Source organism: Actinoplanes awajinensis subsp. mycoplanecinus (assembly GCF_001509495.1).
GTDB lineage: Bacteria > Actinomycetota > Actinomycetes > Mycobacteriales > Micromonosporaceae > Actinoplanes > Actinoplanes palleronii.
Map to the genome: position 1 here is coordinate 1 of NZ_LLZH01000305.1, position 14,884 is coordinate 14,884.

Annotated in this window: 12 protein-coding genes; 5 read left to right on the top strand and 7 right to left on the bottom strand. The window is 71.6% G+C overall.

Going from position 1 to position 14,884, the window contains the following annotated elements; genetic code table 11:
* Positions 1–859 precede the first annotated feature (859 nt).
* From ADL15_RS37285 to ADL15_RS37295, 3 genes are read right to left on the bottom strand one after another with little or no spacing between them, the layout of a single operon-like run.
* On the bottom strand, positions 860–2,764 hold the full coding sequence (locus tag ADL15_RS37285; protein ID WP_157441835.1) for a hypothetical protein: 1,905 nt from the start codon (positions 2,762–2,764) through the stop codon (positions 860–862).
* Complete coding sequence (locus tag ADL15_RS37290) at positions 2,761–3,603, bottom strand: hypothetical protein (RefSeq protein WP_067701570.1); 843 nt, start codon at positions 3,601–3,603, stop codon at positions 2,761–2,763. The genes ADL15_RS37285 and ADL15_RS37290 overlap by 4 nt, the downstream gene beginning before the upstream one ends.
* Positions 3,604–3,653: 50 nt before the next feature.
* On the bottom strand, positions 3,654–4,670 hold the full coding sequence (locus ADL15_RS37295; RefSeq protein ID WP_232344782.1) for a TerC/Alx family metal homeostasis membrane protein: 1,017 nt from the start codon (positions 4,668–4,670) through the stop codon (positions 3,654–3,656).
* 183 nt (positions 4,671–4,853) lie between these two features.
* On the opposite strand from ADL15_RS37295, the gene lpdA reads away from it, so the two are divergent.
* Complete coding sequence (gene lpdA / locus ADL15_RS37300) at positions 4,854–6,233, top strand: dihydrolipoyl dehydrogenase (RefSeq protein WP_067701577.1); 1,380 nt, start codon at positions 4,854–4,856, stop codon at positions 6,231–6,233.
* A gap of 123 nt (positions 6,234–6,356) precedes the next feature.
* Entirely contained in the window at positions 6,357–7,460 is a 1,104-nt protein-coding gene (locus ADL15_RS37305; RefSeq protein WP_198171180.1) for a lysylphosphatidylglycerol synthase transmembrane domain-containing protein, read from the top strand.
* A 236-nt stretch (positions 7,461–7,696) separates the two neighbouring features.
* On the opposite strand, the gene ADL15_RS37310 is transcribed toward ADL15_RS37305, so the two are convergent.
* The 3 genes from ADL15_RS37310 to ADL15_RS37320 all read right to left on the bottom strand — a co-directional run bounded on the left by ADL15_RS37310 (position 7,697) and on the right by ADL15_RS37320 (position 11,264).
* Positions 7,697–8,239, bottom strand: a complete 543-nt coding sequence (locus tag ADL15_RS37310) for a hypothetical protein (protein WP_067701580.1) — start codon at positions 8,237–8,239, stop codon at positions 7,697–7,699.
* Positions 8,240–8,317: 78 nt separating this feature from the next.
* Positions 8,318–8,740 carry a PPOX class F420-dependent oxidoreductase gene (locus ADL15_RS37315; RefSeq protein ID WP_067701583.1) on the bottom strand — a complete coding sequence of 141 codons (423 nt, stop codon included), beginning with the start codon at positions 8,738–8,740 and terminating at the stop codon, positions 8,318–8,320.
* Positions 8,741–8,753: 13 nt separating this feature from the next.
* Positions 8,754–11,264 (bottom strand): HAD-IC family P-type ATPase, encoded by a 2,511-nt coding sequence (locus tag ADL15_RS37320; protein ID WP_067701586.1) that lies wholly within the window; start codon positions 11,262–11,264, stop codon positions 8,754–8,756.
* Between the two features lie 356 nt (positions 11,265–11,620).
* Here ADL15_RS37320 and ADL15_RS37325 point away from each other — a divergent pair, with 356 nt between their 5' ends.
* Positions 11,621–12,751, top strand: coding sequence for a hypothetical protein (locus ADL15_RS37325; RefSeq protein ID WP_067701589.1), 1,131 nt, complete (start codon positions 11,621–11,623; stop codon positions 12,749–12,751).
* Between the two features lie 73 nt (positions 12,752–12,824).
* On the opposite strand, the gene ADL15_RS37330 is transcribed toward ADL15_RS37325, so the two are convergent.
* Entirely contained in the window at positions 12,825–13,559 is a 735-nt protein-coding gene (locus ADL15_RS37330) for an MBL fold metallo-hydrolase (RefSeq protein ID WP_067701591.1), read from the bottom strand.
* A gap of 73 nt (positions 13,560–13,632) precedes the next feature.
* Here ADL15_RS37330 and ADL15_RS37335 point away from each other — a divergent pair, with 73 nt between their 5' ends.
* Complete coding sequence (locus tag ADL15_RS37335) at positions 13,633–13,944, top strand: TrmB family transcriptional regulator (protein ID WP_067701594.1); 312 nt, start codon at positions 13,633–13,635, stop codon at positions 13,942–13,944.
* Between the two features lie 44 nt (positions 13,945–13,988).
* Entirely contained in the window at positions 13,989–14,600 is a 612-nt protein-coding gene (locus ADL15_RS37340; RefSeq protein ID WP_067701597.1) for a DUF998 domain-containing protein, read from the top strand.
* The last annotated feature ends 284 nt before the right edge of the window (positions 14,601–14,884 follow it).

Genomic DNA, 14,884 nt, shown 5'->3' on the forward strand with positions numbered 1-14,884 from the left:
CGCCCCGCCGCCGCCCCCGCGTCGGCCGAGACCCGGCCGGAGGACCGCGTGGTTCCGGCCCGCGGCCTGAAGCGCATGCCCGGCTGGCGCTGAGGGTCGTCTCGGCGGCGGGGAGGCAGCCCTGAGCGCCAGCCGGGTTTGCCGCAATGCCGCTTAGCCTGTTCGGTCTCGGCGGGGCCCTGCAGCGTTGGAGCGGTGTCCGATGTGTTCGGGCGCAGGTGGGTGGGGGTCGTTGCGGGCCGAGAGGTTCGGTCGCTCAGTGGTGCTTCGATGGGTCGGCGTGGGCGATCGATGCCGGTGGGGCGGCGGAGGTTCGCGCTCAGGGCCGAAGGGGCCGTCGGAGTCCGTGCTCGGCACGGAACGGGCGGCCGGAGTCCGCGCTCGGCACCGGTGGGGCGGCGGAGGTTCGCGCTCGGCCCCGGTGGGGCTGTCGGAGTCCGTGCTCGGCATCGAAGGGGCGGTCGGAGTCCGCGCTCGGCGCCGAAGGGGCGGCAGGGGTCCGCGGTGGGTTGGGTTGGGTTCGGGGGCGGTGGCGGTCCGCGGTCGGGTTGTGCGTGCGGCTAGCGCCCCCAGGTGGGCGGTAGCCGCACGCGATCTGGCATTGCGGACTCTTACCGCCCCGCCCCGCCCCGCCCGGCAGCGGCAGGCGCAGCCGAGCGGGCATCGTGCACCCCTGCGCCGTCGGCAGGGTGATCGGGGGCCGGGAGGCAGCTCTGAGCGCCAGCTGGGGTTGCGAGCTGGTTCGCGTGGGCGGTTGCGGCTTGCGGTGGGAGTGCGTCTGGCGGGTGTCCGGCTGGTTCTGAGGGGTGCCTCCGGGCCTTTGAGGCACCCCTCAGAACCAGCCGGATGGGAGGGCGGCTCAGTCGTCGGGGCGTAGGCGGCGGAGGGCGGCTCGGGCTACCCGCTTTCCGGTGCGGAGGCCGCCGGCCATTGCGGTGGCGGCTCGTCCGGGGGCGGTGGCCTTCAGCGCGGAGATGATGCGGTTGGCGCGGATCAGCTCGGCGTCTCGCTGGGCGGCGCGCTTCTGATACCAGTCGGTCTGGGCTCGGGCCTCGGCCAGCTCGCGGCGCAGCCGGTCACGCTCCGCCACGGTTTCGCGCAGCGTCGGCGCTTCGGTTGGGCGCCCGGTCACGGTTTCGCGCAGGGGCAGCGCTTCGGTTGGGCGCTCGGCCATGGTTTTGCGCGGGAGTGGCGCCTCGGGGGAGGGCTGGCGGGTGCTGGCTGCGGTCTTCTGGTCGCCGAGTGGCTGCCGGGAGTCGCCGGGGACGTCTCGGCCGGCCATGACGGTCAGCAGCGTGGTCACCTCGGATGCGTCTGCGGGTGTCGGCCACAGCCGGGTCAGGCCCTCATCGAAGATCGACTGTGCGAGCCGGTGAAGTGGACCCGGCGAGCCGATGGGATCCGGCGAGCCGGTGGGCTCGAGCGGACCTGTTTGTCCGGCTGTGCCGATCGGGCCGATCGGCCAGGTCAGCGGATGCAGGATTCCGTCCATGTCCACGATGATCTGATCCGCGTCGAGTGTGGCCAGTTCACCGCCCTGCCAGGTGGTCAGCAGGCCGCGCATCGCCGGCTGGTCATGCCCCCGGCACGCGCCGAGCAGCGCATCGTGCAGGCACCGACCGACCGGCAGCACCACCCCCGCCAGGCCGACGAGAGGAGAGCTGCCGGCAGCGGGAGAGCCGCTGGCAGCGGGAGAGCTGTCGGCAGCGGGAGAGCTGTCGGTAACGGGGGAGCTGTTGGCAGCGGGAGAGCCGCTGGCAATGGGAGAGCTGCTGGTGGCGGAAGGGCCGCTGGCACTGGGAGAGCTGCCGGTGGCGGGAGAGCCGCTGGTAACGGGAGAGCTGCCGGTGGCGGGAGGGCTGCCGGGAGAGGGGGACCGGGGTGGGACGGGGCTGGGGAGCCAGCCCCGGGACCGGTCGTGGTCCAGCCTGGTGACCGTGGAGCCTGACGCGAGCAGGGCGCCGGGCAAGGCCGGCCGGGCCGGAGCGGCCGGATGGGTGGCGACGACGATCCAGGCCGGGGCGGTGGCCAGGGCCAGGTCCGCGTGGAGCAGGCGCAGGGCGATCGGGCGCGGGTCGGCCAGCATCGGCACGGTCGGGGTGAACGCCCGGCGCAGCGTCGACTGCACGACCCCGCGCATCGCCGGGTCGGCCAGCAGCGGCGCGCCGGCCAGGACGGTGGGGGCTTCCGGGGTGGGGAAGGCGGCGTACTCGTGGAGGACCGCCAGGCCCGTGGACCGGAGAGTGTCGCGGAGGTGGTCCGGGCTGGCCGGGTGGGTCGGGTCGTCCTCGGCGGGAGCTGACCACTGCGCGGAGGGCGGTTCCGCGGGCAGGGCGAGCAGCCGGTGCAACCCGGCCGGGTTGGTCACCGACAGCAGCAGCCGGCCGCCGGGGCGGAGCACGGCGAGGAGCCGGGACAGCGACTCCGACCAGGGCAGGTCCGGAGATTCGGTGGTGCCGGTCCGGTCCAGGCCGTCGAGGGCCAGGACGGTGTCGAACTCCGGCTCGGCGGGGAGCTTGGCGAGGCTGCCGCACCAGATCCGTACGCCGGGGTGGCGCGCGGCCAGAACGTCGGGCGTCCCCCGTACCAAAAAGGTCAGATCGGCGACCGGGAGGTGATCGACGATCTCGGCCCCGAGCGGTCCGACGACCAGTGTGCGGCCGTGCGCCGCGGCCGCCAGCGCACCCAGCGCGGCGCCGCGTGCCACCGAGTCGGCCGGCTCGGACCAGTGCGGCATCTCCCCGCCGATAGACCGCACACTCATCGATTCATACCTTCCGAAGTACGTGCGGGTGACCAGTGGAACAGGTGCCGCAGCTCGGCGGGGGAGAGGAGGCGGTCGGCGCCGAGCTCGGCGGTGGCGACCGTGCCGGCCAGCACCGGATCGACCCGGGGGCCGTGCAGCTCGGCCCACTGCCGCTCGATCCGGGACTGGCCGCCGAACGCGGAGCGCTCGCCGTCCAGGCGCATCGGGTCGCCGTAGACGGCCGGCTCGCAACCGGCCAGGATGCCGTAGAAGACCGCGCTGCACAGCCGGTTCGACGCGACCCGCACGTGCCGGCGCTGCTCGGCGAGCTGGCGGTCGAGGAAACCGGGCTCGAGGTCCTTGTACCAACCGCCGCGGTAGCCGTGGCAGACCACCCGGAAGCCGGCCCGCTCGTACTGCCGGCGCAGGCGCGGTGAGCGGTACTCCTGCCAGTAGAGGCAGACCGTCACCGGGCCGGTCTCGGTCGCCCGGATCTCGTCGATCAGCCGGCCGTGGTCACCGACGATGCGCTGCCCCTCCCAGCCGTGGAACGGGTAGTAGATGGTGCCCTCCCGGGGCTCCGCGGGCGCGGCCGGCTCCATGGCCAGCAGGTACGCCCACGGCGCCCCGATCACGTGCACCGGCCGGCGCCCCAGTGACCAGGCGCGCCGGCGGGTCGTCTCGCTCCACACGAACAGCGGGATGCCGGGGACGAACTCGTGGTCGGGCGCCATCCCGTCGCCGATGTTCCAGCCGTGCTGCAGATAGCCGCGGATCTCGTGGACCTCGGCCGGGTCGAGCCCGCAGTACCGGGCCAGCACGTGGGAGTGCCCGTAGTAGTGGTTCGCGTGGTGCACGGTGGCACATCCCACCCGACCCCGGCGTCCAGCAGGCGAACGCGCCGTGACTAGGGCTTGTCCTGCCGACCAAGCGAGTGCGCGGCGAGATCCCGGCGCTCGTTGGAGAGACGCAGGTCCCGCTTGTTGGCGATCAGGCTGGTCACGGTGACGGTGGCCAGCACGCCGGCGATCACGGCGAGGGAGAGCACGGTCGGCACGTCCGGGACGGCGTCCGGCCACACCTTGTGCGCCCAGTGCAGGACCAGTTTGCCGCCGATGAACGCCAGGATCAGCGCCAGGCCGTAGTTCAGGTGGCGCAGCTTGTCCAGCACGTTGCGGAGCACGAAGTAGAGCGCGCGCAGGCCGAGCAGGGCGAACGCGTTGGTGGCGAAGACCAGGTAGGGGTCCTCGGTCACGCCGTACACCGCGGGCACCGAGTCGACGGCGAAGACGATGTCGGTCATGAAGACCGCGACCACGACCAGGGCCAGCGGGGTCAGGGCCCGACGACCTTTTTCCCGTACGGTCAGCGCGCCACCCCGGTAGTCGCTCACCACCGGCATCCAGCGGCGGATCAGCTTCACGCTGCGCATGCTCTCCACGTCGACGCTGTGCTCGCCCCCGCGCATCGCGTCCCGCATCACCTTGACCGCGGTGGCCAGCAGGATCCCGCCGAACAGCAGGAACGCCCACGCGCCGGACTGCAGCACCGCCGCACCGAGCGCGATGAAGACGGCTCGCAGCACCAGGGCGCCGGCGATGCCGTAGAGGAGCACCCGCTGTGCCAGGGCGGCCGGCACCGCGAACGCGCCGAGCAGCAGCATGAAGACGAAGAGGTTGTCGACCGACAGGGACTTCTCGACGACGTACCCGGTGAAGAACTCGATGCCGGGGCGCTGGCCGTACACCTGCCAGATCAGCACGCCGAAGGCCGCCGGAAGCGCGAGATAGAACAGCGACCAGCCGACCGCCTCGCGCATCTTGACCTCGTGCGGACGGCGGGTGGCGACGAAGTCGGCGACCAGCAGTCCCAGCAGGACGGCGATGGTGATCGCCCACAGGGTGGGCGAGGCGATCGATGACACGGGAGCTCCTCGGACATACGTCAGCGTCCGAGGTCTCTCTCACCCGCGTGGTGCGATGCGGGTGGACGCACGGGGGCATGATCACATGCCCGTGATGACCGCAACGTCCCAGACGGAGGTACTCCCCTCGCCGCGCAGCCTAGTGGCCATTCCTGCGAGGTTGTTGAAAGTAGGGTTTCTGGCATGGCCGAACATTTTGATCTTGTCGTGCTGGGTGCCGGGCCGGGCGGATACGTCGCGGCCATCCGCGCCGCCCAGCTCGGACTCTCCACCGCCATCGTCGAGGACCGCTTCTGGGGCGGGGTCTGCCTGAACGTGGGCTGCATCCCGTCGAAGGCGCTGCTGCGCAACGCCGAGCTCGCGCACATCTTCACCCACCAGGCGAAGACCTTCGGCATCGACGGCAGCGTCACCTTCGACTACGGGGTGGCACACCAGCGCAGCCGGACCGTGGCCGACGGCCGGGTCAAGGGCGTGCACTACCTGATGAAGAAGAACGGGATCACCGAGATCCAGGGCCGCGGCACGTTCACCGGCGCGCACACCCTGCGGGTCGGCGACCGGACCGTCACGTTCGACAACTGCATCCTGGCCACCGGCGCGAGCACCCGGCTGATCCCCGGCACCAGCGTGACCAGCCGGGTCGTCACCTACGAGGAGCAGATCCTCGACCCGGAACTCCCGGACAGCATCATCATCGTGGGAGCCGGAGCGATCGGCGTCGAATTCGCGTACGTGCTGCGCAACTACGGCGTCGAAGTCACCATCGTGGAGTTCCTCGACCGGATGCTGCCGCTCGAGGACGAGGACGTCTCCAAGGAGTTGCAGCGGCAGTACCGCAAGCTCGGCGTCGACGTGCGCCTCGGCACCCGCGTCGAGGGCATCGAGGAGCGCGCCGAGTCGGTCCGGGTCACCGTCTCGCGCAACGGCAAGACCGAGGTGCTCGAGGCCGACAAGGTGCTCCAGGCCATCGGCTTTCAGCCCAACACCCAGGGGTACGGCCTGGAGACGACCGGGGTGGAGCTCACCGATCGCGGTGCGGTCGCGATCGACGACCGGTGCCGTACGAATGTGCCGGGCATCTATGCGATCGGTGACGTGACCGCCAAGCTGATGCTCGCGCACGCCGCCGAGGCGATGGGCATCGTGGCCGCCGAGACCATCGCGGGCGCCGAGACGATGGCGCTCGACTACCGGATGATCCCGCGGGCCACCTACTGCCAGCCGCAGGTGGCCAGCTTCGGCTGGACCGAGGCGCAGGCCCGGGAGGAGGGCTTCGACGTACGGGTGGCGAAGTTCCCGTTCACCGCGAACGGCAAGGCGCACGGGCTCGGCGACGCCACCGGCTTCGTGAAGATCCTCAGCGACGGTGAGCACGGCGAGCTGCTCGGCGCCCACCTGATCGGCCCGGACGTCACCGAGCTGCTGCCGGAGCTGACCCTGGCTCAGCAGTGGGACCTCACGGTCACCGAGGTGGCCCGCAACGTCCACGCCCACCCCACCCTCGGCGAAGCCGTCAAGGAAGCCGTGCACGGCCTGGCCGGCCACATGATCAACTTCTGATCGCGGGCGCGCGCGGTGCACGCCCGGGGGAGTACGTCCCGCGGCGTGTACCGCGTCCGCGGTACCCGGTAATACCTGCGTGCGGATGACGACCAGAACCCGCCGGTGCGGAACCCTGAACGGGTGACCCTGACCGTCCAGCCCACCGGCACCGCTCTGTTGAAGGTCCGCCGGCTGCTCGGCTATGTGCTGTTCGGTCTGATCGCGATCCTGGCCGTGTACACCCTGCGCGATCGGCTGCCCGACCCGGCGGCGTTCGGCGGCGCGCTGCGCGCCGCCGATGGGCGGTGGGCGGCGTCGGCGGTCGCCGCCGGTTTGCTGTCCCAATTCGCGTACGCGGAACAGCAGCGCCGCCTGCTCGCCGCCCTGGGCGTCCGGGTCCCGCCGCGCCGCGCCCTTGCCATGACCTACGTGCGCTCGGCGCTCAGCATGGCCCTGCCCGCGGGTTCCGCGGCCTCGGCGGCTTACGCGTTCCGCACGTACCGCCGGCACGGCGCGACGTCCGCGACGGCGGCCACCGCCACCCTGATCTCCAGCGTCGTCACGGTCCTGGCGCTGGCCCTGCTCTACGCCGCCACCTGGTCCCTTCCGGTCACCGGTGTCGTTCTCCTGGTCGCCGTCCCCGCCGGTGTCCTGGCGCGCCGCTCCGCGGCTGCCGACAACATCCGCCGCCGGGTCGTCCCGCCGTTCGCGTCTCGTGCCGGTCGCTGGGTCGTCGGGCTGTTCGCGTCTCGTGTCGGTCGCTGGGTGGTCGCGCTGTTCGCGTCTCGTGCCGGTCGCTGGGTCGTCGCGCCGTTTGCGGGGCTCATGCGGCGGCCTTCGTCCAGTCGGGCGCTGAGAGACGCCCGGTCCATCCCGCTCGGGACCTGGCTGGCGGTCCTGACGGCCGGCCTGATCAACTGGCTGCTGGACCTGAGCTGCCTGGTGCTGGCCGCGGCCGCCGCCCACGCCGACGTCGGCTGGAGCCGGTTGGCGCTGATCTACCTGGCCGTCCAGGTGGTCCGGCAGATCCCGCTCACTCCGGGCGGCATCGGCCTGATCGAGACCAGCATGCTGGCGGGCCTGATCGCGGCGGGGTGCCCTGAGATCACCGCCGCGACGGTGGTCCTGATCTACCGGCTGATCTCGTTCTGGCTGATCCTGCCCACTGGTGTGGCCGCCCACTTCTCCCTCCGCAACACCCTCGGTCCCGAGCCCGCGGCCGGTCCTCTGCCCCCGAGTGTGTGAAGTCCGGGTCCGCTCCGAACCCGAACTCCCCACAGCCGGCGGTTCCGGCCGCTGCGTGGGGAGTTTGGGTGCGCTCCGCACCGCTTCTCCCCACGCAAGGTTGGTTCGGCGGTTGCGTGGGGAGTTTGGGTGCGCTGCGCACCGTTTTTTCACACGCAAGGTGGTTGGCGGTGTTGCGTGGGGAGTTTGGGTGCGCTGGGCGCCGTTACTTCACACGCTCCGTGCTTTGGTGCTGATTATGGGCGGTTGAACTGCTGGGCGACGGCGCCCAGCCCCAGCGCCAGCGCCGGGCCCGGCAGGCGGAAGTCACGCCCGTACCGCCGCCCCGGATGGTCCCGGTCGACCAGGTCCTGCCAGAGGACCGCGACCGGATCATCCGTGGCCGGCAGGTGGTGCCCGGCAGCCCGCAGCAGCCGGGCCAGGTCGTTCTGCTGGCGCAGGCGCTGCTCCTCGAAGATCCGGCTCCACTGCAGCAGGGAGATCGAACCCTCCAGGGAATCCGGGACCGTCTCGTCCAGCATGGGCAGTGGGCGGGCCGCGGCCCAGGCGGACAGTTCGGCGCCGGTGACCGTTCCCGGGTCGTCGTCCTCACTGCGGGCGAGCGCGTAGGACAGCAGCGCGGTCGTCTCCACCAGCAGGTGCTGGACCGGCACCCGTCCGGGCGGGTCGAGCCACCAGTGGTCGGCTTCCAGGAGATCGGCGGCGTGCCGGGTCGCGGCCCGCCACCAGCTTTCATCGCCGGCGGCCAAGGCGTCGGTATAGGACCACAGAAAGGTCACCCCTCCGGTCCTACCAGCGACATTAGTCACGAGTCAATCACGCGAAGGCGTCGCCGGAGGGAACGGCACACGTCACTGTCACGCGGGCGACGTCCACGGGCCGACCCCGCCGATCCGTTCGACGTGATAGCGGATCACCCAGCCGGACGTCCGCGGCGCCGGGAACGTCGCGTCCGGGGCAAGGTAGACCTTCGCCAGCCGGTCCAGCAGCTCCCACGCCTGCTCGCCGGGCTCGATCTCGGCCCGGGCCCGCAGCACCGCGTGTTCGGCAAGGAACACACCCGGCTGCCGGCGCGCGTCGAACGACAGCACCACCCGGGGATCCCGCTCCACATTGCGGAGTTTGGCGTTCCAGCTCAGGTGGCCGCTGACCACGTCGTCGCCGTCCACGCCGATCCAGATCACCGAGACCTGGGGGCTGCCGTTGGCGTTGATCGTGCTCAGGTGAGCCAGGGGACCGGTTTCGATCAGACCGCGCAGTTCCGGGGGCAGAGCGCTCATGACCGAAGGTTACTCATCGATGCAGGTTGTGCACCCCGAGCGCCCGGTCGAGGAGTTTGAAGCGGAACGCCGCGGTCAGGGCCAGGAACCAGATCAGCAGCGCGGGCGGCACGATCGCGGCGACCGGGCGGGCGTGTCCGATCAGGCCGAAGTACGACCACAGCACCGGCACGTTGATCACCACGAGGAAGACCACGATCAGTCCGGCGACCAGCAGTGCCGGGCGGCGGTCGTCGGTCGGCGGGGTCCACGCGGCGAAGAGACGGTTCGGCGGCGCCAGGAACAGGATCATGATGAACGACGCGAAGCAGAAGAACGTCGACAGCCCGGTCTGTGCGGCGATCGTCGCGGACGCGGTGGCGAAGTCGGTGTCGACGCCGTACTGCAGGCCGGTGTAGCGCTCGAACTCGTCGATCACCTCGGCCGGGGTCCGTCCGGAGCTGAAGCCGTGCGAGATCGCCTCGTACAGTGCGGTGTAGACGGCCGTGGCCACGCCGGCCGTGACGATCGAGGCGGGCAGCACGAACCGGGCCATGCTCGCGAAGAGCCGCTTGTCCGGCGGGACCGGCTTGGCCCAGAACGTCAGGAAGAACGTCGGCACCCCGACCGTGAACAGGGTCAGCCCCACCTGGGTCGGCGAGTACGGGAAGCCCAGCCCGAGCATCGTCACCGCCAGGATGACAAGCCCCTGGCTGGCCACCCGGGCCAGGAAGACGTAGAGCGACATCCCGATCCCGTTGATGATCCGCCGGCCCTCCTCCTGTGCCGGGGGCAGCACCGCGAACGAGTCGTCGACCAGCACGATGTCGGCCACGTCCCGGGTGACCGGGCTGCCGCTGCGCATCGCCACCCCGACGTGCGCCTGCTTGAGCGCGCGGGCGTCGTTCACCCCGTCGCCGATCATCGCGACGTACCGGCCCTGGCGGCGCAGCGACCGGACGATCCGTTCCTTGTGCTCCGGCGCTACCCGGCCGAACACCGTGGTCCGGGCGACCACCGCGTCCAGGGCAGCGTCGTCGAGCCCGTCCAGGTCGGCGCCGGGGACCGGCTCGCCGGCGTCCATCCCGGCCCGGTCGGCGATCGCCGCGACGGTGCGCGGGTCGTCGCCGGAGAGCACCTTGAGATCGACGCCGCTGCTACGGAACCGGCGGACCGTGTCGGCCACCGCCGGGCGCAGCTCGTCGCCGAGTGCGACCAGGCCGTAGGGCTCCAGCATCGGCAGCTCGGGCCGGCCCTCCGGGTCGCGCAGCGGCGCGCCGGTGTCCTGCGCCCGGGCCAGCAGCAGCACCCGCAGGCCGCGCCGGGTCCGCTCGGTGACCAGATCGGCCGGCAGCGGTTTGCGCAGCCGCGCGGCGAGCGCGTCCGGCGCGCCCAGCACCCAGGTGTCCTCGTCGGTGACCAGTCCGGACCAGCGCAGCGAGGACGCGAACGGCACCTCGTCGCGGATCTCCCAGATCGGCCCGGCCAGCTCGGCGGCGATCGCCAGCGCGGTCAGGTTCGGGGTGGTGGCGTTGTGCGCGATACCGCCCAGGGCGTCGGCGACCTCGGCGTACTCGTGCTCGCCGATCGGCAGGATCTCGTCGACGGCGAGGTTGCCGGTGGTCAGCGTGCCGGTCTTGTCGGTGCACACCACGTCCACGTTGCTCACCGATTCGACCGCGTTGACCTGCTGCACCAGCGCACCCTGGCGACCGATCCTGACCGCACCGGCCGTGTAGGCGAGCGCGATCAGGAAGAACAGCCCGTAGGGCACCAGCCCGGACAGCACCGCGGTGATCTGGACGACCCGCAGCAGGGTGAAGCCCTCGATCGCGGCCTGCGCCAGGATCGCGCCGCTCATCAGCGTGGTCAGCACCATGACGAGGCGCACGGTGAACTCGATCCGCCGTTGCAGCGGCGTCTTGTCGGTGGTGGACCGGCGCGCCTCGGCGGTCAGCCGCCCGGCGTAACTGTTGCGCCCGACGTCCCGGGCCAGCTGGTGCCCGTCGCCCGCGACGCACAGGCTGCCTGACCGCAAGTCATCACCGGGTTCTTTGGCCACCGGATCCGACTCCCCGGTCAGCAGCGACTCGTCGGCCTCGATCCGGCCGCCGTCCAGCATCGGCCCGTCCACCACGATCTGGTCGCCGGCCCGGACCCGCAGCACGTCGCCGCGCACGACGAGTTCGGGTTCGATCTCCTGCTCGGCGCCGTCGCGGATCACCACGACCGCGCCGCGGTCGAGCAGTTGCAGCCCGTCCAGCTTCCGCTTGGCCCGGATCTCCTGGGCCGCGCTGATCACCGCGTTGATCAGGCCGAGTCCGACACTGATCAGCGCGTCGCTGTACCGCTGCAGGGCCAGCAGCGCCACCCCGATCACGAACAGGATGATGTTGAAGAACGAGAAGACGTTGGTCCGCAAGATCTCCGCATAACTGCGCGACCCGCCCTTGACCGGGGTGTTCCCCTCACCGTGCCGCAACCGGTGCGCGGCCTCCGCCGAACTGAGCCCCTCGACCACAACCGCCTGCTCTCCCACTCTCATCACAAAAACCATTAAAACCCCTTTTGTGTACGATTAGGGCCCGCCGGCCGGGAGCCCGCCCGGTCGCGCTCCCGTGCCGCGCGCCCCCAGCAGGCCCCGCCCCGGGGCCGAGCCCACCCGGCGGGCGCCGCTCCGCGCTGGTCACCGGGGGTGTTCCCGTCCCGCCTCGCGCTGGTTCGGGCGCGTTCCGGCTCCCGCCTCGCGCTGGTTCGGGCGCGTTCCGGCTCCCGCCTCGCGCTGGTTCGGGCGCGTTCCGGCTCCCGCCTCGCGCTGGTTCGGGCGCCCGCCCGCGCTGGTTTCGGCGTATTCCGGCGAAGGCTGCTTGGCGCCTGCTAGGCGCCGTTTAGGGTAATCAAATGCAGATCATTCGGTATAAATCGGTCAGAACGGCACTCGGCGTCGCGCTCTCCGCCGGGCTGGGCCTGACCGCGCTGACCGCTGACCTCGCCCTGACCCACCGCGCCGCCGCGGCCGCCACCTGGAGCCCGGCGAAGAGCCCCCGGCCAGTGGTCTGGAACCCCGCGAAGAACGCCGCGCTGGCCCAGCTGATGAGCGACGCGGCCACCCCCTCGCTGATCATCGGGGCGGCGTTGCCGGCGTCCCTGGCCGGCTCCGCGCTGCTGCCGGGCACGTCCCCGCTGCACGCCCCCGCGGCGGGCGGAAAGTTCGACCCCGAGCGCCTGCGGGCCGCCCTGCTCACCCCGGCCGAGCTGCCGGCCGGCTACAAGCCGATGCCGGACGCCCTGAAGGCCTTCACCGACACCGGCTCCAAGATCGGCATGTGTGACACCACGCCGGCCACAGCCCCCGGCGCCCCGGTCCGCCCAGTAGCCCCCGGCGCCCCGGTCGGCCCCGGCACCCCGGCCAAGCCCAGCCCTCGGTCCGCCGTCGCCCTTGCCCCGGGCCAGCCCAGCCAGGACTCCCCGCCCGCCGCAGCCGCGAAGCCGGCCGCAGCCGCAGTCGCGAAACCGGCCGCAGCCGCAGCCGCGACGACGGCCGGGGCGGACATGCCGGCCGCGAAGCCGGTGGGAGCGGGCGCGCCGACCGCCACGCCTCAGCCCGGCGGCCAGGGCCAGAAGGTCGGCAGCGACACGGTGCGGGCCGCCTTCATGAAGGGTGAGACCGGGCCGGTGCTGATCGAGGCGATCAACCCGGCCGGTGACCGGGCCGCCCGGGACATCGTGGCCCAGGTGGCCGCCGCGCCGAGCCGTTGCCCGTCCTACGACGAGGGCAAGCCGGGCGAGCCCGACGCGCTGCGGATGTCGACGTTCCCGCTCGGCCTGCCGCGGTTCGGCAACAAGTCCGCCGGGGTGCGCTTCGAGGTCGAGATGACCAGCCCGCGGGTCACCGTGCACGGCAAGATGGCCGCCGTCTCGATCCGGGGCGCCGTGATCACCGTGCTGCTGGTCAACATCGAACAGCCCGGGCAGCACGAGCTCGAGGCGATCACGCGGAAGGCCGTGCAGAAGTTCAAGCAGCTGAAATAGCGCCGTACCGTCGTACCGGAAAAATAGCGGCCGGAACCGCCGCGAAGCTGGCGGCGAACAGCGAACTCGCAGGTCAGAGTGTCGCCGCCAGCTTCTGCAACGCCTCGCTCGCGCCCGAGGTCAACGGCTCGCCGTGCCCCGGCAAAATGATCTTGATCGGCAGCGTCGCCAGCTTCTTGACCGATTTTGCCGCCGCGGCCTGGTCCGCGGTGAACTCCGGGTTCGAGCCTTCCAAACCATTTTGGGTACGCAGGGCGTCGCCGGCGACGAGCGTCCCGGTCGACGCGTCGAAGATCGAGATGTGGCCGAGCGTGTGCCCGGGCGTGCCGACGATCTGCAGCCCGAACACCTCGTCGCCGTCGTTGAGCGACGTCAGCTTGGCGTCCGAGACGATGTTCGGGGCGTCCGCCGTTCCGGTGTAGAACGTGGCCTTCACCTGCTTCTGGATCTCGTCGACGCTGCCCGCGTGATCCGGGTGGTGGTGGGTGAGCAGGACGTGCTTGACCGCGCCCCAGTCCTTGCCGGCCGCCTTGAGTCCGGTTTCGATCGCACCGCCGGAGCCCGCGGTGCCGGTGTCGACGATGGCCACCTCGTCGCCGCGGAGCAGCAGATAGGCCGACACGAAGCTGAGGTTGACCCGCTGCCAGCCGCCGGTCGTGCCCGCCTTCTCCTCGGCGCTGCTCGGTTGCGGAAGCGGCTCCGCCGCGGGCGTGGTCGAGCAGGCGGTCAGGGTGTTGACCACGGCCAGGCCCAGCACCCCGGCGCCGGTGGTCACGAACAGTCGGCGGCTGATCCGGTAGTCGGTCATCTGTCCTGCTTAGCGCACCCACAGGGAAACCGGCACCTATCCGTCGGCATTTACCTCTGCCTATAGTGCTGGCATGCCGGTCCAGCGCCTGGTGAGGCACCTGAGCGAGCTGGGATTCTCCCCGTACGAAGCGCGGTGCTACGCGGGCCTGCTCGGCGCCGGCCCGCTGACCGGGTACGCGGTCGCCAAGAGCACCGGGGTGCCGCAGCCCAAGGTCTACGAGACGCTGCGCCGGCTGGTCGCCCGCGGCGCCGCCGAGCAACTGCCCGGCCCGCCGATCCGGTTCCTCGCGGCCGACCCGGAGGCGCTGCTGGACCGGATGGCGAACGCCTACGCCGCCTCGATCGCCGGCGCCCGGGCAGCGGCCGCGGAACGGACTCCCTAAGATCGGTTCTCGTCGCTGTGAGCACTATCGATGGGACTGTCAGCGTGTCCGGAAGTCTGCTGGCGGTCACCGCCGTCGTCCTGCTGCTCGCCTACCTCGCGATCTTCGTGGCTCTGCACCTGCGGGGCACCGGCTATCACCTGATCCGGAACGCGGTGAGCGACTACGGCGTCGGCCGCACCGCCGGGCAGTTCCGGGCCGCGGTGCTCGCCAACAGCCTCGGCATCCTCGCGCTGACCGGCGCGCTCGCCGTCGAACTGGGCCGCGATCCGCTGTCCACCGGCGACTACGTGATCCTCCTGCTGATCCCGGCGACCCGGCTGGCGCTGGCATTCTTCCCGACCGACGTCGAGGGCACCCCGGTCACCGCGACGGGCCGGATCCACCTGCTGCTGGCGGTCGCGTCGTTCACGTTCGTTTACCTGTCCGTGGCGAACCTGACCCCGCCACTGACCGGCCACCCGGCATGGTCGAGCCTCGGCGCGGTGCTGGTGACGCTGAAGTGGATCGCCGCAGCCGGCCTGGCCGCGGTCGTGGTGACGATGGTCGTCCCGTCCTTGCGCCGGCTGTTCGGCCTGGCCGAGCGGGTCTACCTGCTCAGCACCAACCTGTGGTTCCTCCTGGTGGCCTTGTTCCTGACCATCTGGACCTTCTGACCCGGCCCGTGCGAGCCGCCGGCCCGGCGAGCGTCGGTGGTGGTCATCGCGGCCGTGAGACGACGACGGCCGCCCTCCGGTCGTGCCCGGCGAGCGCTGATGGCGGCTTGCGGCGCCGGGATCACCGCGAGTGCCCGCCCGCGACCGCTCGGCTGGTCGTGACAGCCGTCATGCGTCGCCCAAAAGGGCCGTCAGGCCCAGCTCGGGTCGCTCAGCTGGTCGTGACGGCCCTTATGCGTGGTCTATTCGGGCCGTGAGGCCCAGCTCGGGTCGCTTGGCTGGTT